Raw genomic sequence first — 20,338 nt, 5'->3', positions numbered from 1 at the left:
GGGTTCATCCGTCCGAGCGCGCTTCGCGCGGGATTTCCGCGGCGTAGGGATCGCCCGCGGGATAGCCGAAGAAATAGCCCTGCGCCTGCGGGCAGCCCTCGTCGAGCAGCATCTGGCGCTGTTCCTCGGTCTCGACACCCTCGGCGACGATCGGCATGTTGAAGCTGCGCCCCAGCCCGACGATCGCGCGTACGATCGAGCGCGCCGCCTCGTCGTCGTCGATCGAGCTGACGAAGCTCTTGTCGATCTTGATCTTGTCGAACGGAAACGCCTTGAGGTTGCTCAGCGACGAATAGCCGGTGCCGAAATCGTCCATCGCGATGCGCACGCCCATCGCGCGGATCTCGTGCAGGATCTTGAGCGCCGCCTGCCGGTTGCGGATGAAGGCGGTTTCGGTGATCTCGAGCTCGAGCCGGCGGGCGTCGAGCCCCGACTGCGCCAGCGCGTCGCGGACGATCGCGGGCAGGTTGGGGACCTGGAACTGGATCGTCGACACATTGACCGCGACCGAGACATTGTCGGGCCAGCCCGCGGCGACCGCGCATGCCTCGCGCAGCACCCATTCGCCGATCGGGAGGATCGCGCCGATCTCCTCGGCGACGGGGATGAAATCGTCGGGCGGGATATCGCCGCGTTCGGGATGCTCCCAGCGCAGCAGCGCCTCATAGCCGACGACCGATCCGAAGGCGGTGGCGACGAGCGGCTGGAAGACGAGGTAGAGCTCGCCGCGCGCGATGGCGTGGCGCAGGTCATGTTCGAGCGCGCGGCGTTCGCGCGCGATCTCGTCCATTTCCTGGTCGAAGAAGGCGGCGTGGCCGCGGCCGTTGTTCTTGGCGCGGTAGAGCGCGGTGTCGGCGTTGCGCTGGAGCGTTTCGGCATTGTCGCCGTCCTGCGGGAACAGCGAGACGCCGATGCTGACCCCTACCGCCATCGGATCGTGCGCGACGTCCATGTCGATCGCGACATTTTCGAGGATGCGCCCCGCGAGCTTGCGCGTGTCGTCGGGGCTCGACACCGCTTTCTGGATGATCAGGAATTCGTCGCCGCCGATGCGCGCGACCAGGTCGTCGCCGCGCACCGAGGCGCGGAGGATGTCGGCGATGCGGCACAAAATCTCGTCGCCGGCGCCGTGGCCGAAGATATCATTCACCGCCTTGAACCGGTCGAGGTCGAGCGCGAGCAGCCCGAAGGGTTCCTTCGCATCGATCGCCGCGTCGAGCGCGTGGATGAAATGCGCGCGGTTGGAGAGGTCGGTCAGCGCGTCGTGCGACGCCAGATGCTCGATCGCGCGTTGCGCGCGCTTGCGGTCGGACAGGTCGCGGATCGCGATGACCTGGCAGCTGCGGCCGCGATATTCGATCGTGCGCGTCGCGATTTCGAGGATCTGGTCCTCGTCGGCGCTGTTCCGCAGCCGCGCCTCGGCCGAATAGCCGGCGGGTGCGTCGAAGGGGCCGCCGTCGATCGCGACGAACCAGTCGCCCGGCGCGCTGCCGAGCAAGGCCCCGCTGCTCACCCCGGCGAGTTCGCAAAGCTGACCGTTGACCTCTACGATCCGGCCGTCGTGCGTGATCGCCAGCGCTTCGAGCGTCGCTTCGGCGAGGCCGTGTGCGTCGGTGAGCCAGCGGTCGACGAGCGAGCCGGTGAGCGCGAGCGCGATGAGCGCGGCATTGGCGAACACGATCGCGGGCACCAGCCAGTCGCGGCTGGCATAACCGGCGAGATCGGCGCCGCGCGTCGGGTCGGGGACAAGCGTCGTCGCCGACATCGCGGTGAAATGCAGCGCGACGATCGCGAGCACCGACAAGGCGGCGGGCAGGGCGATCTTGCGCCACCCCGACGCGCGCGAAAAGACGAGGAGCGCGGCGGAGAAACACGCCCATGACAGCGCGGCCGACACGAGGATCGGGGCGACATCGTAGGTGACGCGCGCGGGGGCGATGATCGAGGCCATGCCGGTGAAGTGCATCGCGGCGACCCCGACCGCTGCGCCGGCGCCGGCAATCGCGCAATCGCGCGCCGTTGGCGCCGCGCCGAGCCAGCGGAAGGCGGCCCAGAAGAATGCGATCGCGATCGTGACCGACAGCAGGGTCAGGCTGGCATCGAAGCGGATCGGCATCGACCCGCGATAGGCGAGCATCGCGACGAAGTGCGTCGCCCAGACCCCGACGCCCTGCGCAATCGCCGCGACGACGATCCAGTGCCGGCGGCGCGTGTCGATGCAGAAGGTCGACCGGTTGAGGATGACGAACAGGCAGGCGTTGCCGAGGATGCAGACAAGCGCGGCGACCAGGACCAGCCGGAGGTCATGCTGATAGGCAACGCATTCGAGGACAGTGAACATAATAATCCCCCCGGTCCCCGTATTGCTTCCTATCGGGAACGAGTAAAGATTATCTTATTCAGATATGGTCGATACTTTTTTCTGTCAGTCCATTGTTATATTTGACTTTAAAAGATCAGCGGCCGTTTGCGGCGAGGCGGATCGCCTTGGGGGTGAAGGCGCGTACGCGGTTGCGCCCCGTTCGCTTTGCCTCGTAGAGCGCCTGATCGGCGTCGGCCATCAGCGCCGAGAGGCTGGTGCCGGGGGCGCCGATCGCGATCCCGATGCTCGTCGTCGGGCAGAGCCTCGCCGGGATGCGGTCGGCACAGGCCGCGGCGAGTCCCTTGCGAACCGCTTCGGCGAGCTGGCGTGCGGCCTCGATCCCCGCGCCGGGGACGAGCAGCGCGAATTCCTCGCCGCCGATGCGCCCCGCGATCATTCCCGGGGGGCCGATCAGGCGGACGTGCGCGCCGAAGGCGGCAATGATCGCGTCGCCGACCGCGTGGCCGTGATTGTCGTTGATCGACTTGAAATGGTCGAGGTCGGCGATCATCAGCGCGACGGGGCGATCCTCGTCGATGCAGCGGCGGAGCGCGGCGCCGGCCTGCGCCTCGAACCCGCGGCGGTTGAGCAGGCCCGACAGATTGTCGTCGTCGACCTGCCGGCGCAGCTCGCTGATCTGGTCGATCGCGACCGCGACCATCAGGCTGATCGCCGCGACGATCGAGACCATCGCCTGGCTGAACTGGACCGTGGTCCAGTAGACCGACTGCTGGAAACCGACATAATTATCGAAGCCGCCGACAAGCGAGAGCAGCACGATGGGACGGATGATGAGGTTCAGCGCCGAGAGCGCGGCGACCCAGAAGAGCACGCGATCGATGAGATAGGGTTTGTCGATCGGCCACAGCGCGCGGACGACCATCGCCGCGATGATGCCTGCGCCGATGCTGATCGACAGGATGCGCGCGGCGATGTCCGGCTGGCCGAGCAGGAACCAGAGGAAGACGGTGATCGACACCGCGACCGTTACGCCCATCGTGCGCCAAGGCACGGGCAGGGCGTAGCGTTTGATGATCGCCGCAGCGAACAGCACCCCGGTCGCGAGGAAGCCGAGATTGGCGGGCAGCCGCTGCAATTCCATCGGCAGCACGGGGCCGACGTCCTGGATCAGGAAAGCGAGCGCCGAGGCGGTGTAGGCGCCCGCCGCATAGGCGACATAGCGTTCGCGGCGGTTCAGCCACAGCAGGAAAAAGGCGATGGCGAAGAGCAGGCCGATGCCCGGGTTGAGCAGCGAAATGAAAAATTGACCGTTCACACTACCGCTTTCTGCCCCCACCCGCACGGGTAGCAGTGCATAGATAACGACTTGTTACTTTTCGGGGAGTTAAGTCACGGTAACGCGTCGAAAACCGGGCTTCAGGCCGTGCCGCGTACCACGAGGTGGACGGGAATTCGCGTGCCGCTGCGCGTGCGCTCGTCATCCTCGAGCGCCATCGCGACGAGCGCCTCGCCCGCGGCGTCGAGGTCGGGTTCGAGCGTGGTGAGCGCGGGATCGGCAAGCGTGCCGGCGCGGATGCCGTCGAAGCCGATCAGCGCGACGTCCTGCGGAACGCGACGCCCCGCGTCCTTGAGGCCCTGAAGCACGCCCAAGGCGAGCATGTCGGAGGCGGCGAAGATCGCGTCGGTTTCGGGGTGCGCAGCGAGCAGCGCCTGCACTGCGGCGACGCCCTGCGCGTGGCGGTCGGCGGCGGCGGGCGGCTCGGCGACGACGGGGGTGAGCCCGTGCGCGGCGAGGGCGGCGGTGAAGCCGTCGCGGCGCTCGTCGAACTGGCGCTGCGGCGATTGCTGCGGCCCGACAAAGGCGATGTGGCGGCGGCCGCTCTTCACGAAATGTTCGGCGGCGAGCTGCCCGCCGATGTCATTTTCGCTGCGCATCCAGTGGAAGGGGCTGCCGGGGCTGCCCCAGCAAACGAAATCGAGGCCCGACGCCTGCGCATCGGCGAAATATTTCCACGCTTCGCGGTTGCTGGTCGTGCCGATGACGATCATCGCGTCGGCGAGCCCCGATGCGACGAAATCGGCGCGGAAATTGTCGGGATTTTCCTGGAACGAGACGAGCAGGTTGAAACCGCGCGCCGAGGTCGCTGCGGCGATGCTGCCGAGCAACGCGAAATAGAAGGGGTTGATCGCGCTGCGATCCTCGCCGGGGCGGCAGATGGTGACGAGCGCGATCGTCTCGCTGCTCTTGAGACGAAGCGACGAGGCGTGGCGATCGACGACATAGCCCAGTTCGCGCGCCGCGGCAGAGACACGCGCGCGCGTTTCGGCGTTGACGCCGGGGCTGTTCCTGAGCGCACGCGACACGGTCGATTGCGACACGCCGGCGCGCTCGGCAACGTCGAACGATGTGGGACGCAGCATCTTTCCGTTCACCTTGGCCTCTCTCCCCCCTTGCGCCGTCTCTCGCCGCGAGGGCGGGGCTTGTCAATCGGCGTGCGGCCAGCATTTCCTTTCTTCGTCATGCCGGACTTGATCCGGCATCCATTGCAGCGCCGGAGCTATGGACCCCGGATCAAGTCCGGGGTGACGAAGGAGGATGGTGTCATCAGAGATCATCTAAAGCCAGCAAGGCGAAGCTCGCGAGCCAGTGCTCGCCCATATAGTCGCCGGTGACGTGCGGGAGCGCGGCGGCGAGATGGCGCTGCGCGGCGGCTTCTGCAACCGGGGCGACGCGGTGGGCCGGGCCGAGCGCGGCGGCGACCCTGCGCCAGCTCCACGCGCGGCTGAGATTGAGGCCGTCGAGATGCGCGATCTTGCCGTCGCTGCGGTCGGAAACCGTGGCGGGGGTGAAGAGCGTCGCGGGCTGTTCGTGCGCGGTGCGCGGCAGGAAGGCGTCGAACCAGCCGGCGAAATCGCCGCCGAGGACGACGGCCATCAGATGGGCTTCGGTAAGTGCCGAGGACAGGAATTCGTCGCCGCCGGGCTCCCATGCCTGACAGTCGCGGTCGTTCGCGAACCAGTCGCGCGCGCGGACATCGATCAACGTGACGAGTGCGGGGTCGCGGCTTTCGGCCCAGTGGCGCGCGAGGAGGAGGGCGAAAGCTATGTTGAAATGGGTGCCGACGCGCAAGGGGTAGGTGAGCTTGGGCAAGAAGGCGTGGAAGCGCTCGGCGAAAGCGGCGGCGAGCGGTTCGAGGGCGGCCGCCCATGGTGCGTCGTGGCGCGCCGCCTCGGCGTGGAGCGCGAGGAGCCACGCCCAGCCATAGGGACGCTCGAAGGCCGCTGCGTAGGGCCGGTCGAGGAAGGCGAGTTCGCCCGCGACCTTTTCGGGGACGAGCATGGCATCGGCGCGAGCGCGGATGTCGACGGCGATGGGGAGATCGGGAAAGCGGCGCGCGAGGCGGAGGATCTGCCACCAGCCATGGACGCAGCTGTGCCAGTCGAAGCTGCCGTGGAAGATCGGGTGATGTTCGCGCGGGGGCCTGGCGTCCTCGGGGCCGTTGAGGACGAGGTCCATCTTGTACGGATATTCGCGGCCGAGATGCGAGAGGGTGGCGGTCGCGAAGCGGGTGGCATGGTCGGGGGTGAGATTCATGATTATCGTCCTAACCAAGATGATCCTCCCTGTCGCGTAGCGATGGGGAGGTGGCAGCGCGGAGCGCTGACGGAGGGGCTTTGGTGCGCCTGTTGTGGCCCCGCCACCACTCGCTTCGCGAGCGGTCCCCCCTCCCCACGGCTTCGCCGCAGGGAGGATATTCAGAAGGCGAAAAGCCAGATGAAGACGATGTTCACCGCGAGCAAGGGCAACGCGGTGCCGATCTGCGCCTTGATCACCCCATAGGGATTTTTGAGTTCGAGCAGGGCGGCGGGGACGAGATTGAAGTTCGCCGCCATCGGGGTCATCAGCGTGCCGCAGAAGCCTGCGAGCATACCGATCGCCGCGACGACCGCGGGGTCGCCTTCATATTGCATGATGAGCAATGGCATGCCGACCGCCGCGAGCATGACCGGGAAGGCGGCGAAGGCATTGCCCATCACCATGGTGAAAAAGGCCATGCCGAGCCCGTAGGCGAGCACTGCGCCGAACAGGCTGCCGTGCGGGATCGCGGTGCCGATCAGGTCGCCGACGACTTCGCCGACGCCGGCGAGTGCAAAGACCGCGCCGAGGCTCGCGAGCATCTGCGGCAGGATTGCGGCCCAGCCGACGGCATCGAGCAGGCGGCGGCCCTGCTGCGCGGGGAGCACGAGGGGGGGCTTGAGGCGCGCCATGCCGACGCCGAGCGCGATGAGCACGCCGAGCGCGAGCGAGATGAGCGTCGCCTGCTTCGGATCGGCGAGGCCGGGGATCCATTTGAAGAGGAAGGTGCCCGCGAGCGCAACCGCGGGGATGATCAGCGCGACGAGGAGGAGGAAGGGGCCGTGGCGCGCGGCGCGTTCGGCTTGAATATCGGCGGGAATATCGCCGCCCGGCGCGCGGCCGATCTGGCCGGTGCCCGCGATTGCGACGAGCGCGAGGACGAGCAGGCCATTGCCGAAGTCGCCGAGCCAGTCGCCGCCGAGCATCGAGAGCGCGAGCAGCGCCCAGAAGGCGGCGTTGCCAAAACGTTTCGGGTTGCTGCGGTCGGCGACGCCGAGCGCGGCGAAGAGTGCGAAAGTGAGGCCCGTGAGAACATAGACGAAGCCGAGCGTGATCATGCGCCCGCCTCCTGCGCCAAGGTCTTTTGCGCCATGCGTTTCTCGAGGCGGCGGAGACGGAAACCGTGGATGAGGAAGGCCGCGATCGCGGTCGGGATCGCCCAGAGCGAGAAGTGCAGCGGTTCGATTACGTAGCCATAGCCTTCGAGCAGGCCCTTCATCAGCAGGATCGAGCCGATCGCGAGAAAGATATCTTCGCCGAAGAAGAGGCCGACATTGTCGGTCGCGGCGGAGAAGGCTTTCACTTCCTCGCGCTGGTCGTCCGTGAGCGCCTCATTCTGTGCCTCGGCCGCCGCTTCGGTCATCGGCGCGACGAGCGGGCGGACGGTCTGGGCATGGCCCGCAACCGAGGTCAGCCCGACGGCAGCCATTGCCTGGCGGAGCAGGAGGTAGCCGGTGAGCAGGCGGCCGAGCGTTGCGCCCTTCATCCGGCCGATGAGGCTGCGCGCATGTTGCTGCAGCCCATAGGCTTCGAGCAGACCGATGACGGGGAGGACGATCCAGATGATCGAGACGTAGCGCGTGTCGTTGAATGCCTTGCCAAAGGCGGCGATGATCGCGGCGATGTCGAGCCCCGCGGCGAGCCCGGTCGCGAGCGCCGAAGCCATGATGACGAGCAGCGGATTAAAGCGGAGCAGGAAGCCCGCGATGATGATGAGGATACCGATCAGCACGAGCATGATGGGTATCCGTTCGTCCCGTCATCCCCGCGTGGGGTAGACCGCGCTGTCGCCAAATTACCTCTCCCCTGGTTTCCCGTATCCGCCGCCGCCGGGCGTTTCGATCACGAAGGCGTCGCCCGCCGCGAGGTCGGCGCTCCCGGTGGCGGCCAGTATCTCGACGCGGCCGTCGGTGCGTTCGACCCGGTTGTGACCCGGTGCGGCGTCTTCGCCGCCCGCGAGACCCTTTGGCGCGATCCGGCGGCGGTTCGCGAGGATGTTCGCCGCCATCGGCTCGCGAAAGCGGATGCGGCGGGTGGCGCCGTCGCCGCCGTGCCAGCGGCCCGCGCCGCCCGAGCCTTTGCGGACCGAAAATTCCTCGACGATCACGGGGAAGCGTGTTTCCATGACTTCGGGGTCGGTCATCCGGCTGTTGGTCATATGCGTCTGGATGACGCTGGTGCCGTTGAAGCCCGGACCCGCGCCCGAGCCGCCCGCGATCGTCTCATAATATTGGTAAGCGTCATTGCCGAAGGTGAAATTGTTCATCGTTCCCTGCGCGGGGGCCATCGCGCCGAAGGCGGCGAACAGCGCGTCGGTGATGACCTGGCTCGTCTCGACATTGCCCGCGACGACCGCGGCGGGATAGCGCGGGCTGAGCATCGAATCGTCGGGGACGATCAGCGTGACGGGCGCGAGGCAGCCCTCGTTCATCGGGATCGGGTCGTCGAGCATCGTGCGCAGAACATAGAGGGCCGCGGCGCGGACGACGGGCATCGGCGCGTTGAAATTGTCGGGGAGCGTCGCCGACGATCCGGTGAAGTCGATCGTGACATGGCGCGCCGTCCGGTCGACTCTCACGGCGACGGCAACCTCGGCGCCATTGTCCATCGCATAGCGGAAGGCGCCGTCGTCGAGGCGCGCGATGAGCTGTCGCACCGCGGCTTCGGCCTGGGCCTGTCCGTGCTTCATATAGGCGGCGACGGTTTTTGCGCCGTGTGCGGCGGAAAGGTCGGCGAGCGCGCTGGCGCCGCGCTGGCAGGCGGCGACCTGCGCCTTGAGGTCGGCGATGTTGAGCGCGGGGTTGCGCGCGGGCCATGGGCTGTCGACGAGGTGCGCGGCGACGGCGGCGTCGCGGAAATGGCCGTCGTCGACGATCAGGACATTGTCGAAGAGAATGCCTTCGTCGGCGATGCTCTTGCTGTCGGGGGGCATCGATCCGGGCGCGATGCCGCCGAGGTCGGCGTGGTGGCCGCGCGCGGCGACGAAGAAGCTGGGGGCGTCGCCGTCCCCCTCTTCTTTGGCGACAAACACCGGCATGATAACGGTGATGTCGGGCAGGTGGGTGCCGCCGTCATAGGGGGCGTTGAGGGCGTAGGCGTCGCCGCGCCGGATGCCGCGGCCGTCGGCAGGTCGGCCGTCCGCCCCGGACCGTTGGCGGAGGATCGTGCGCACGCTCTCGCCCATCGAGCCGAGGTGGACGGGCATGTGCGGCGCGTTCGCGACGAGGCGGCCCTCGCCGTCGAAGATCGCGCACGAGAAATCGAGCCGCTCGCGGATGTTGATCGACGAGGCGCTGTGCTGGAGCGCGCCGCCCATTTCCTCGGCGATCGCCATGAACAGGCTGTTGAAGATTTCGAGGCGGATCGGGTCGGGGGCGGCGAGGTCTTCCGTCTCGGCGGCGGGCGTTTCGGCGGCGCGGGTGCGGGTGAGGAGCAAGCTGCCCTCGCTCTGGACCGCGGCGTTCCAGCCGGGTTCGACGATGGTCGTCGAAAGCGCGTCGATGATGATCGCGGGGCCGGCAAGGGTGCGGCCGGGGGCGAGGGCGCCGCGCTGGTGGAGCGGAACGTCGTGCGCCGCGCCGGCGAGCCAGGCGGTCACGGTCTCGGGGGCGGTTTCCGCCGTCGCCACTGGCGCGGGCAGCGTTGCGGGCGCGCCGCCCGTTTCGGTGAGCTCGACACGGATGCGATCGACGACGAGGTTGCTATGCGGGGCATAGCCGAAGCGCTGGCGGAATGCGGCGGCGAAGGCCTCTGCGATTTCGGCGGGCGGGGCGAGCGGGAGCTCAATCGCATTGTCGCTGTCGGTGAGGCGGACGAAGAGCAGCGTTTCGCGGGCGGTTTCGGCGCCGGTCGCAAGGTCGGCGCGGGCCTGTTCCGACAGTTCGGTTTCGGCGTCCGCGAGCATCGCCGCGCAATCCTCGTCGAGCTTTGCGCCCAGCGTGCGCTCGCGGATCGCCGAGGGGCGCGCGAGGCCCATGCCATAGGCCGAGAGTACGCCCGCAAGCGGGTGGAGCAGGATTTCGTCGATGCCGAGCGCGTCGGCCACGAGACAGACATGCTGGCCCGCGGCGCCGCCGAAGCCGGTGAGGCTGTAGCCCTGCGATACATCGTGGCCGCGCGCGATGGTGATACGTTTGATAGCATTCGCCATCTGCTGGACCGCGATTCTGAGCAGGCCTTCGGCGAGCGCTTCGGGCGTGATGGTCCCTATCTCGGCCGCCATCGCGGCGAACTTCTGCACGACGACATCGCGGTCGAGCGGCTGGTCGCCTGCGGGGCCGAAGAGCCGGGGGAAATGATCGGGCTGGATCTTGCCGAGCAGGACGTTGCAATCGGTGACGGTGAGCGGGCCGCCGCGGCCATAGGCGGCGGGGCCGGGGTTGGCGCCCGCGCTTTCGGGGCCGACGGTGAGGCGCGCGCCGTCCCAGCGGCAGATCGACCCGCCCCCTGCCGCGACCGTGTGGATGCGCAGCATCGGGGCGCGGATGCGCGTGCCCGCGACGACCGTCTCGTTATCGCGTTCGAGGCGGCCGGCGTAGTGGCTGACGTCGGTCGAGGTGCCGCCCATGTCGAAGCCGATCAGGCGGGACTTGCCCAAGGGCGCGGCGCTGCCCACCATGCCGACGATGCCGCCCGCGGGGCCCGAAAGGATGGCGTCGCGGCCGTGGAAGGCAGCGGCGGACGCGAGGCCGCCCGAGCTTTTCATGAACTGGGGGTCGATGCCCTCACCGAGTTGTCCGACGAACTGGTCGACATAGTGGCGCAGCACCGGCGACAGGTAAGCGTCGGCGAGCGTCGTATCGCCGCGGCCGACCAGCTTGATCAGCGCGCTGACGTCATGGCTGGTCGAGATTTGGGTGAAGCCCGTTTCGCGCGCGATGTCGGCGAGGCGCAGCTCGTGCGCCGGGTAGCGATAGCCGTGCATCAGGACGATCGCGATGGCGGTGATGCCGCGGTCGCGGGCGGCTTGCAGCGATGCGCGCGCGGCGTTCTCATCGAGCGGTGTCAGGATATCGCCATCGGGGCCGATGCGCTCGACGATTTCGGCGACCGCGGCGTGCGGCGGCGGGATGCGGTCCAGTTTACGCGCGAACAGCTCGGGGCGGTCCTGGTAGCCGATGGTGAGCGCGTCGCCGAAACCCTGGGTGATCGCGAGCAGGGTCGGTTCACCCTTGCGTTCGAGCAGCGCGTTGGTCGCGACGGTCGAACCCATGCGGATCGCGAGCGGGGGTAATGCGCCGTCCCCTGCGCCGGTGAGATCGCGGATCGCATTGACCGCCGCATCGCCGGGGCGCGCAGGATCTTCGCTGAGATATTTGGTCGTGACGACGGTACCGTCAGGGCTTCGCGCGACGACATCGGTGAAGGTGCCGCCGCGGTCGATCCAGATCTGCCAGCGATGATCAGTCGGGGGTGCCATTGTCCGGCCAGCGAATGACGATGGCGAGGCTGTTGTCAATCGCTGTGCGCTGCCAGCTGCCCTTCAATTGGCGCTCGATCAACGTACGGATGAACTGGGTCCCGAAGCTTTCGGCGTCGATGTGCGGCGTTTCGCGAAGATTGCTTTCGACCCAGCTGAGCTCGATGTCGTCGCCGATGCGGCGCCAGCTGACCGCGAGATCGCCCTCGCCGGCGAGCGCGCCATATTTGATGCTGTTGGTGACAAATTCGTGCACCGCGAGCGAGAGCGCCTGCGCGCCCTCGTCGTCGAGGCGGACCTCGGGACCGGAGACCGCGGCGAGCTGGTCGGGCGACCGTCCCGCGAGTTCAAGCTCGCGGTGGACGATCCGGCCGAGTTCGACGCTGTCGACGGCGCCGGTGACGAGCATCTGCTTGGCGTCAGACAGCGCGCGCATCCGGCCGTCGAATTTTGTCTCGAACTCTTCGAGACTTTGAGATTCGCGCAGCGTGATGCGCGCGAGCGCACCGATGCGCGCGAAGGCATTTTTCATCCGGTGCGCCATCTCGCCGATCATCAGCTCGCGATCCTCGGCATGGCGCGCCTTCTGGGCGGCGAGTGCCTGGAAGGCAGTGAGGCGCCGCCGCTGGACGCGGTGGAGCTGCGTCGCGAGCAGGGCGAGCGCGACGCCGAAGATGAAGATGCCGAGGGGACGGCCGAGGCGTTCGAGGAACCGGCCGTAGGAAATACGCATCGTCCAGATGCGGTCGGCGACGCGCAATTTCTGCTCGTGCGCGTCCCAGCCGACCTTGCCCTTGCGAAAGACGAGCGGCGCCGACGGCCCTTCGCCGGCATAGATTTCGAGCCCGTCGACCCCCTTTAGCTGCGACCCGAGGACGGCGTTCATCATGTCGCGGGTGCGGAACGGCGCATAAACAAAGGCTTCGATCGGGCGCACACCGTCGGCCGTGACGACGTCGCCGGGGCCAGCTCCGGCGGGAGCCCGCGCATAGACGGGGAGGTAGATCAGGAAGCCCGGCTGCTTGACCTTCGCCGCGCGTTCCTGTGCGAGCTGGACGATCCCGCTGGCCGCCGGCTGGCCGGTTTGCCAGGCGCGGCGCATCGCCTCGCGGCGCACCGGTTCGCTGTACATATCGAACCCCAGCGCGACGTGGCGGCGCGGTGTATAGGGTTCGACGAGGACGACCGCGAAGCCGATCGGCTGGTCGGTCGTCGGCCAGACCTTGATGTCCTCGCCATAATTCTCGCGGAGCTTGGCTTCGAGCGCGGCGGGGGTGGCGGCGCGCATTGCCGCGGCGATGCCGACCCCTTCCATCCCCGGCGCACGGACCTGCGGCTGGAGCGCGCCCAGATAGGCGCGGATGCCGGGGCCGCTCGCGGCGCTGTCCGACTGGTAGAGGGCGCGCACGCCTTCGAGCACCGCGACATGATCGCGTAGCCGCATGTTGACCTGCGCCGCGACTTGCGCGGCCTGGTCCTCCTCGTCGGACTGGTTGTAAAGGAAGCTGGCGGCGGCGGCCGCAATCGTTGCAAGCAGGATTACCAGCCCGACGAAACGGACCAGCAGCGACAACAGCCGATCAGCCCATGACGAAGGGCGCATTATTTATCCTGCCTGATGGCTGCCGTAGCAGCGCCCCCCTCCAGCGCCGGATGTTCCATGGTGCGCGGTCGATGGCAAGCCCATTTCGCACATGGTGGCGCGGCGGTGCTGGACGGGTTGCGATGCGCAACCTTTCGCTTATGCTGCACCGGTCAAAGGGAGGATGCGCGATGATTATCTATGGCTCGCTGGTGTCGCCGTTCGTTCGGAAATTGCTGGGATATCTGGGTGAAAAGGGAATCGATTTCGAACTGAAGGGCGTCGGGATCGGCGACCCCGACCCGGGGTTTCAGGCGGCGTCGCCCCTCGGCAAGATGCCGGCGATGGACGATGATGGCTTCCTGCTCGCCGATTCGAGCGCGATCATCCAGTATCTGGAGGCGAAATATCCCGAACCCGCGCTGATCCCCGCCGACCCGCAGGAGCGCGGGCGGGTGATCTGGTGGGAAGAATTCGGCGATACGGTGTTCGCGGCGTGCAGCGGCAAGATGTTCTTCAACCGCATCGTCGCACCGAAATTCCTCGGCCGGGAAGGCGACCTTGCGGCGGCGGCGCAGGCGGAGGGCGAGGAACTGCCGAAGCTGCTTGCCTATCTCGAAAGCGCGATCCCGGCGTCGGGCTTCCTCGTCGGCGACCGGCTGACGCTCGCCGACCTCGCGGTCGCCTCACCATTGATGAATTTCCGCCATTGCGGCGCGTGCATCGACGCGGCGGTGCATCCGAAGATTGCGGCATGGAGCGACGCGATCCTGTCGCGGCCGAGCATGGCGCCGTGGATCGCGAAGGAAGAGCGGCTGATCGCGCGCGTGATGGCGGCGAAGACTCTTCGCTAGAGCTCGACGACGATCCGCACCTGGTCGACGCCGATGCCCATGGCACGCGCGATCTGCTCGCGGCTGCGCTCGACCAGTTCCCGCAACCCGTCCGGCGGCCCGTCCGGCGGATCGTCTTGGAGCAGGTCGGAGGTCTCGACGCCGAGAATGGCGGCGAGCTTCTCGATGCGATCATGCTTGGGGCGCGCCCGGCCCTTTTCCCAGCTCGAGACCGACGCCGCGCTGACATCCATCCGCTCGGCGATCTCGGCCTGATTGAGTCCCGCGCCGGTGCGGAGCTGCTGCAGACGGGCTCCGAAGGCCTCGTCGATCGCCGAGGGCGTGTATCCCTCGTCGACATCGGGCGCGGAGTCGACGGCGCTCTTGAGTTCGACCGCGCTCAACGTTGCCGGCGATACAGGGCCTTCGAACTGGCAACCGAAAAGCCGTCCGCTGGCCCAGATGACGAGGGCCGTTATGTCGCCGGCATGCGGAAGCTCGATTTCGATCTTGTCACCGGCCGCCAGCTTGACGTCGCTTTCGAGTAGCAGGCCTGTTCCCGAGATATTGTGGATCTGGACATCGATACCGGTGCCGTCATGCCCAATGCCCGAAGTAAGAAGACTGAGCTTTCGACGCACGGTGTGACGTTTGTCGGTGTCGGGTGCGGAGGATAGAAAATGTCCGAAAATTGGCATGTGCGATTGTTGGGATCAGCTGGTTAAAAGAAGGTTAGCCGGTGCGCCGAAAGATGGCGCGTCCGCACGAATATCCTAGGCCTCGTCCTTTGTGGCGCTGCCCAATCCGATCTGACGACTGATCCCGATCGCGCCCAGAAACGCCGTGTCGTGGCTGACGACGAGCAGCGCGCCATCATAGGCGGCGAGGCCGGTTTCGACCGCGGTCAAAGACTCGATATCGAGATGGTTGCCGGGCTCGTCGAGGATCAAAAGCTGCGGCGGCTGCGGTGCGCCGAGGACGCAGGCGAGGCCGGCGCGGAGCATCTGGCCGCCGCTCAAGGTTCCGACGGTGCGGTCGGCGGCGTCGGCGCGGAAGCGGAAGCGCGCGAGCGCGGCGCGGCACTGGTTGTTCGTCGTCCCCGGATTGAGGGCGAGGAAATTGCCCGCGATCGACAGCGCCGGATCGAGCAGGCTGACACGCTGGTCGAACAGCGCGAAGGGAACGCCGACGCGGACCGTGCCCGACCAGGGCGCGAGCGTCCCGGCAATCAGCGCCAGCAGCGTCGACTTGCCCGAGCCGTTAGGGCCGGTGATCGCCACGCGTTCGGGGCCGGTGAGGGTGAGCGACAGATGTTCGATGATCGGCTGATCGGGGGCATAGCCGGCGCTCACCCGGTCGAGCTGAAGGACCGTGCGCGATGCAGGCAGGCCGGTCGACGGCAGCGCAATCGCGAGCGGGTCGACGACCTCGATCCGGCTGCGCGCGGCCTCGCGCGCCTGCTCGGCTTCGGCGCGCTGGCGTTCGGCGAGGCGCCGGTTCGCGCCGCCGCTTTCCTCGGCACGCCCCTTCAGCGTCCCGAGCAGGATGGCGGGCTCGTCGCCGCGCGCGGCCTTGCGCCGCCCGCCTGCGTCGCGGCGCGCCTGCCGCTCGGCGGTGACCTGCGCCTGGCGCCGCACGCGCCCGAGCTCCTTTTCGGCGCCCGCGAGTTCGGCTTCGCGCGCCGCGTGCTCGATTTCCTTGCGCGCCTGATAGGCGCTCCAGCCGCCGCCATAGCGCGCGCCGCCGAGGCTGGTGAGCTCGACGATCGCGTCCATTTCGTCGAGCAATTCGCGGTCGTGGCTGACCACGATCGCGCCGCCGCGCCAGTCCGCGAGCAGGTCGCGCACGGCTTCGCGCCCTTCGCGGTCGAGATTGTTGGTGGGTTCGTCGAGCAACAGGAAATCGGGCGCGGCGAACATCGCGCCGGCGAGCGCGGCGCGCGTACGCTGGCCGCCCGAGAGCTGGGCAAGCGGGGTGTCGGCGGGAAGCGGCAGGCCAACGCCCGCGAGCGCCTCGTCGATCCGCGCCTCGAGCGTCCAGTCGGCGTCGCCGATTTCCTCGATCGTCGCTGCGCCCGCCTCGGCCTTGCGCAGCAACGCGAGGCCGGCGCGCGCGCCGAACAGGTCGGCGATGCTTTCGTGCGCCGCGACCTGTACGGTCTGGCGCAGCATCGCGATGCTGCCGTCGATCGCGATGCTGCCCGTCGCGGGCGTGAGCTCGCCGGTCAGCAGGCGCAGCAGCGTCGACTTGCCGACGCCGTTGCGGCCGACGATGCCGGCACGTTCGGACTGGAAGTTGAGGTCGAGGCCCGAGAGGACGGCGCGGCCGTCAGGCGTGGACCAGCCGAGGTTGGAGATGGTGATCGAAGGCATGGATATGGACTTTCCTGGCGGCAAGGCAGTGGGGCGTTGCGGGCAGGTTGTTGTCCATGACGAGATACTCCGATGCGATCGATTGCGCCGCCAATGTAGGGTGGTTGGCGGCTGGGTGCAAATTTTGCCGGCCTTCGCCGGGATGATATATAAAACGCCCGCTTCCCGCCCCTAAGGCGACGCGGCGGGCGGCTCGCCTATTTTGCCGCCATATCCCCCGCCGGGCGGGTCCAGCCTTTCTTGTATTTTTCGAACCAGGCAAGGATCGCCGAGGCCTTCGCGGCCGATTGCGAGGGGCGCGCGGCGATGCTGCCGTGGCTGGCGCCGGGCACCTTGATCAGCGCGCTGGGCACGCCGCGGAGGCGGAGCGCGGTGTAATATTGTTCGGATTCGCTGACCGGCGTGCGATAATCCTCGGCACCGACGATGACGAGCGTCGGGGTTTCGACATTGCCGACGAGCGAAAGCGGCGAGCGCGACCAGAAAAGTTCGGGCTTTTCCCACGGCTCGGCGCCGAGCCAATAGGGGCCGAAGAAGCCGGGGCCGTCGGCGGTGAGCGCCTGCGTTGTCCAGTTGATCACCGGTTTTTGCGTGACCGCCGCCTTGAAGCGGTTCGTCTTGCCGACGATCCAGCTGGTGAGCACGCCGCCGCCCGAGCCGCCGGTGACGAAGAGCGCGTCGGGATCGGCGACACCAAGCTCGATCGCGCGGTCGACGATGCTGATGAGGTCGAAATAATCATTGCCGGGATATTGCTTGTCGATCTCGTTCGCGAAGGCGGCGCCATAGCTGGTCGAGCCGCGCGGGTTCGCCGAGAGCACGGCATAGCCGCCCGCGGCGTAGAGCTGGTTGTCGGTCGAGAAATGGCCGCCATAGGCCGCGAAGGGGCCGCCATGGATTTCGAGGATCAGCGGCACGCGCTGGCCGTCGCGGTAGCCGGGCGGGAGGGTCAGCCAGCCCTCGATCGTCTTGCCGTCGTGGCTCGATGCCACGGTGATCTTGCGGACCTCGCCGAGCGACTTCACTTCGCGCAAGCTGCGGTTGAGGTCGGTGAGGATGCGCGCGGTGCCGCCGCGATTGAGCTGGACCTCGGCCGGGCGGGTCGCGGTGCCGCCGGTGAAAGCGATCGCGCCGCCGTCGGACACGGTGAAGCTGCCGCCCGTATAAGGCCGGTCGAGCCCGCCGCCCGAAAGGCCGGTCGCGGCGGTGCGCACCGCGCCGTCGAGCCCGATGCGCGCGACCTTGGTTTCGCCATGATCGTCGTACTGCGCATAGAGTGACTTGCCGTCGGCGGCCCACTGGATCGCGTCGATGCCATAATCCCAATTGGCCGTCAGGCCGCGCTTGCCCGATCCGTCGCGGTTCATGACGTAGAGCTGGGTATTCTCATAGGCGCGCAATTTGTCGTCGAAGCCGAGATAGGCGATCTTGCCGCCGTCGGGCGAGACGAGCGGGTTGGTGTCGGGGCCGTTGCGGTCGGTCAGCGCGGTGACCGCGCCGCTCGCCACGTCGAGTGCATGGATTTCGCTCTCGACCGGGTCCTTCTCCCAATCGGGTTTGCGGTTCGCGCTGAAATAGAGGGTGCGGCCGTCGCGCGACCAGCTCAAGGGACCGCCGTCATGATAGGGGCCGAAGGTGAGCTGCCGCGGCGAGCCGCCCGTCGCGGGGACGACGAAAATCTTTTCGAAGCCGGATTCGAGATAGCCTTCGCCGTCGGCGCGATAGGCGAGGAGGTCGTGGACCTCGAGCGGGTCGGCCCATTTCGCGCCCTCGGGCTTGTTTTTCGGTGCCGAGCCGAAGCTGGGGCCGTCGTCCTTGACGAGCATCGTATAGGCGATCGAGCGGCCGTCGGGGGACCAGGCCAGGCTCGACGGGCTGGTGGGCAGGCCGGTGAGGCGCACCGCTTCGCCGCCGTTCATCCAGCGAACCCAGAGCTGCGCGCTGCCGCCTTCGGTCGAGGCGAAGGCGAGGCGCTTTCCGTCGGGCGACCAGCGCGGCGAAAAGGCGCCGCCGCTGCGGCCTGCGACGGGGGTTTCCTCGCCCGTCGCGGTGTCGATCAGCCAGATCGAGCTGACCGCGCGGTCCGTCATGATGTCGTTCGAGCGGCGGACATAGGCGATGTGGCGGCCGTCGGGGCTGATCTGCGGATCGGAGGCGATCGAGATGTCGAAGAGGTCGGCGCCGGTGAGGCGGCGCTCGGGGCCCTTGCGCGCGCTGCCGACGGCGGCGGCGGACACGGGCGCGGCGGTTTCCGCGGCGGGTGCGGTAGCCGCCGGGTCTTCCTGCGCGAAACCCGGTTGCGCGGAGAGCGCGAGCAGGCTCGCACCGAGGATGGCCAGTTTGCGCATGAAGATTCGCCCCTTTTTCAGTGAGGAGGCAGGTCTGTACGTTTCGCCGGAGCGGGTCAACCGCCCGGCAGCCCCTCAGCTGTCGCGGCCGTAGACATCGTCGCGGAAGGCGAGGCCGCGATCGGTCGTGATCGCGGTGATATAGGTGAGGTAGACGGGGACCTCGACGGGCAGCGCGACCGCCTGTTCGGGGGCTTTCGATTTGGTCACGATCGAGCGGTGGAGCAGCCACTGGCCAAGCACGGCCGCATTCTCGAGGCGGATGCAGCCGTTCGAAAAATGGCGGTCGGTTTTTTTGAGCAGTGCGCGTTCGGGGGTGTCGTGAAGGTAGATGCCCTCGTCATTGGGGAAGAGGAATTTGACGCGGCCCATCGAATTGGCGCCGCCGGGCAGTTCGCGGAGGCGCAGCACCTCGTCGCCCGCGGCGACCGCGGGCCAGTCGATTTCGGAGGCGTCGAGCTTGCGCGGGTTGGGACCCCAGTCGGAGAGCGCCTCCATGCGCAGCGAGGCGAGGCTGCGCCCGGCGAGAACCTTGGGGGCGATGCTTTTTTGGGCGAGATAGTCGGGGACGTTCCAATAGGGGTTGAGGATCGCCCATTGGAGCTTGCCCGCGAGCATCGGGGTCTGCGTTTCGGGGGCGCCGACGACGACCTTCATCGACCCCGCGCGCTTGCCTGCGTCATAATAGTAGAGCTGCCCCGACGAGGCGTCGACGACGATATGGTGCGTATAGGGGCCGGGCAGGAGGCGCGCGCGGTCGAGGTTGAGGCGAAGGCGCGCCATCGCGTCCTTCGAGGTCCCCTGCGCCAAAGCGCGGCCCATCAGGGTGCGGAGGCGGACATAATGTTCGCTCATCCAACCCATGTTTTTCATATAGGCGCCGAAATCCTTGGGGAAGGCGGCGGCGCGAAGCACCGTTTCGGGGTCGGCCTTCCTGGGGCGAAGCGACTTGTCGGCATAGTCCATCTTCGCGGCTCCGGGGCTGCGCATGTCGCGGACATAGCGCGCGAAGGCGGTCGAGAGCGCGACTTCGGCGCGCGCAAGGTCCTGCGGGGCGCCGCCGCGGGCGCGGGCGATCAGCGCTTCGAGCTTTTCAAGGTCGTAGGATGAAGATTTGAGACCGTCGCGCGACGCAGTCGAAAGATAGCCGAGCAGCGTTACCGCCTCGGGCCCGAGCTTGCCCGCGCGGAGCCAGAGCGGCTTGAAATTGCGTGCGGCGTAGAAGCGTTTGACGTCGCCGCCGGCTTCTTCGCGGATTGCGCCGGCGAGCGGGATCGCCGCCCCCTGTGCTGCGGGCGCCGCGAGGACGGGCGGGGCGAGGGGCGTGCCGAGCGCCAGTCCGATCAGGAAAAGGGGGGCGCAGCGGCGCTGCGTCCCCCGAAACAACGTAATCAGCCGCGTTCTCCCAACCGCGACGGGGCGGGCGGCGGCGGGGGCGGCGGCGGCACATAGTTCGGATGATAGATGCCGTCGGCGGTATAATAGCCGTCGATGATGCCGTCGCCGTCGCGGTCGGCGGCAACGCTTCCCGGCACCGCACCCGGCGGCGGGGGCGGTGCCATCGCGACATTTTCCTTTTGCGAACAGGCGGAGAGCGCCAGTGCGCCGAGCGCACCGAGCAAAATGGGTTGGAAACGCATGAGACCACTCCTTTTTGATGCCCATGGAAATCGCTTTCCATGCGCGCGTGCCCAACCCCGGAATTTCAGCCATGCGCCGCTTTGGGGGCGCGTCATCCGTCCCGCGATCAGGGGTGTTTTTTGAACGATGGCTCGCGCGATAAGTTCCCCGCAGCCCGCGAGACGGTGGACATAGCGCCGCGAC

General features: G+C 67.8%; 14 protein-coding genes. 1 reads left to right on the top strand and 13 read right to left on the bottom strand.

Annotation, left to right across the window (positions count from 1 at the left end):
- Positions 1-4: 4 nt before the first annotated feature.
- The 8 genes from VGN62_RS05675 to VGN62_RS05640 form a co-directional block, all read right to left on the bottom strand.
- Positions 5-2,341, bottom strand: a complete 2,337-nt coding sequence (locus tag VGN62_RS05675; RefSeq protein WP_327451709.1) for an EAL domain-containing protein — start codon at positions 2,339-2,341, stop codon at positions 5-7.
- 115 nt (positions 2,342-2,456) lie between these two features.
- A complete protein-coding gene (locus tag VGN62_RS05670) occupies positions 2,457-3,638 on the bottom strand; it encodes a GGDEF domain-containing protein (protein ID WP_327451708.1) in 1,182 nt (393 codons plus the stop codon).
- 101 nt (positions 3,639-3,739) lie between these two features.
- Positions 3,740-4,744, bottom strand: a complete 1,005-nt coding sequence (locus tag VGN62_RS05665) for a LacI family DNA-binding transcriptional regulator (RefSeq protein ID WP_327451707.1) — start codon at positions 4,742-4,744, stop codon at positions 3,740-3,742.
- Between the two features lie 184 nt (positions 4,745-4,928).
- The gene (locus VGN62_RS05660; RefSeq protein WP_327452289.1) at positions 4,929-5,921 is read right to left on the bottom strand and encodes a DUF2891 domain-containing protein; all 993 of its coding nucleotides are present in this window, start codon (positions 5,919-5,921) and stop codon (positions 4,929-4,931) included.
- A gap of 158 nt (positions 5,922-6,079) precedes the next feature.
- A complete protein-coding gene (locus VGN62_RS05655; protein WP_327451706.1) occupies positions 6,080-7,018 on the bottom strand; it encodes a DUF979 domain-containing protein in 939 nt (312 codons plus the stop codon).
- Complete coding sequence (locus VGN62_RS05650; RefSeq protein WP_327451705.1) at positions 7,015-7,698, bottom strand: DUF969 domain-containing protein; 684 nt, start codon at positions 7,696-7,698, stop codon at positions 7,015-7,017. Before VGN62_RS05650 ends, VGN62_RS05655 begins: the two co-directional genes overlap by 4 nt.
- A gap of 57 nt (positions 7,699-7,755) precedes the next feature.
- Positions 7,756-11,379 carry a hydantoinase B/oxoprolinase family protein gene (locus VGN62_RS05645; RefSeq protein ID WP_327451704.1) on the bottom strand — a complete coding sequence of 1,208 codons (3,624 nt, stop codon included), beginning with the start codon at positions 11,377-11,379 and terminating at the stop codon, positions 7,756-7,758.
- A complete protein-coding gene (locus VGN62_RS05640) occupies positions 11,363-12,982 on the bottom strand; it encodes a CHASE domain-containing protein (protein ID WP_327451703.1) in 1,620 nt (539 codons plus the stop codon). Before VGN62_RS05640 ends, VGN62_RS05645 begins: the two co-directional genes overlap by 17 nt.
- A gap of 170 nt (positions 12,983-13,152) precedes the next feature.
- Here VGN62_RS05640 and VGN62_RS05635 point away from each other — a divergent pair, with 170 nt between their 5' ends.
- Positions 13,153-13,815, top strand: a complete 663-nt coding sequence (locus VGN62_RS05635; protein ID WP_327451702.1) for a glutathione S-transferase family protein — start codon at positions 13,153-13,155, stop codon at positions 13,813-13,815.
- Here the strand turns inward: VGN62_RS05635 and VGN62_RS05630 are convergent.
- The 5 genes from VGN62_RS05630 to VGN62_RS05610 form a co-directional block, all read right to left on the bottom strand.
- Complete coding sequence (locus VGN62_RS05630; RefSeq protein WP_327451701.1) at positions 13,812-14,435, bottom strand: helix-turn-helix domain-containing protein; 624 nt, start codon at positions 14,433-14,435, stop codon at positions 13,812-13,814. The genes VGN62_RS05635 and VGN62_RS05630 overlap by 4 nt on opposite strands.
- Before the next feature lie 132 nt (positions 14,436-14,567).
- Complete coding sequence (locus VGN62_RS05625) at positions 14,568-16,166, bottom strand: ABC-F family ATP-binding cassette domain-containing protein (RefSeq protein ID WP_327451700.1); 1,599 nt, start codon at positions 16,164-16,166, stop codon at positions 14,568-14,570.
- 197 nt (positions 16,167-16,363) lie between these two features.
- Positions 16,364-18,514 (bottom strand): S9 family peptidase, encoded by a 2,151-nt coding sequence (locus tag VGN62_RS05620; RefSeq protein WP_327451699.1) that lies wholly within the window; start codon positions 18,512-18,514, stop codon positions 16,364-16,366.
- A gap of 75 nt (positions 18,515-18,589) precedes the next feature.
- A complete protein-coding gene (locus VGN62_RS05615) occupies positions 18,590-19,900 on the bottom strand; it encodes a L,D-transpeptidase family protein (RefSeq protein WP_327451698.1) in 1,311 nt (436 codons plus the stop codon).
- Between the two features lie 5 nt (positions 19,901-19,905).
- Positions 19,906-20,154, bottom strand: a complete 249-nt coding sequence (locus VGN62_RS05610; protein WP_327451697.1) for a hypothetical protein — start codon at positions 20,152-20,154, stop codon at positions 19,906-19,908.
- Positions 20,155-20,338: the final 184 nt, after the last annotated feature.

The sequence above is a fragment of the Sphingopyxis sp. genome, from assembly GCF_035998905.1.
GTDB lineage: Bacteria > Pseudomonadota > Alphaproteobacteria > Sphingomonadales > Sphingomonadaceae > Sphingopyxis.
Note: the sequence above shows the minus strand (reverse complement) of the source record. Positions and strands in the feature narration are given on the sequence as shown.

Coding starts and splice junctions, on each gene's coding strand:
- VGN62_RS05675 (WP_327451709.1), bottom strand. CDS start 2,341: ATGTTCACTGTCCTCGAATGCGTTGCCTATCAGCATGACCTCCGGCTG.
- VGN62_RS05665 (WP_327451707.1), bottom strand. CDS start 4,744: ATGCTGCGTCCCACATCGTTCGACGTTGCCGAGCGCGCCGGCGTGTCG.
- VGN62_RS05655 (WP_327451706.1), bottom strand. CDS start 7,018: ATGATCACGCTCGGCTTCGTCTATGTTCTCACGGGCCTCACTTTCGCA.
- VGN62_RS05650 (WP_327451705.1), bottom strand. CDS start 7,698: ATGCTCGTGCTGATCGGTATCCTCATCATCATCGCGGGCTTCCTGCTC.
- VGN62_RS05645 (WP_327451704.1), bottom strand. CDS start 11,379: ATGGCACCCCCGACTGATCATCGCTGGCAGATCTGGATCGACCGCGGC.
- VGN62_RS05640 (WP_327451703.1), bottom strand. CDS start 12,982: ATGCGCCCTTCGTCATGGGCTGATCGGCTGTTGTCGCTGCTGGTCCGT.
- VGN62_RS05635 (WP_327451702.1), top strand. CDS start 13,153: ATGATTATCTATGGCTCGCTGGTGTCGCCGTTCGTTCGGAAATTGCTG.
- VGN62_RS05625 (WP_327451700.1), bottom strand. CDS start 16,166: ATGCCTTCGATCACCATCTCCAACCTCGGCTGGTCCACGCCTGACGGC.
- VGN62_RS05620 (WP_327451699.1), bottom strand. CDS start 18,514: ATGCGCAAACTGGCCATCCTCGGTGCGAGCCTGCTCGCGCTCTCCGCG.
- VGN62_RS05610 (WP_327451697.1), bottom strand. CDS start 20,154: ATGCGTTTCCAACCCATTTTGCTCGGTGCGCTCGGCGCACTGGCGCTC.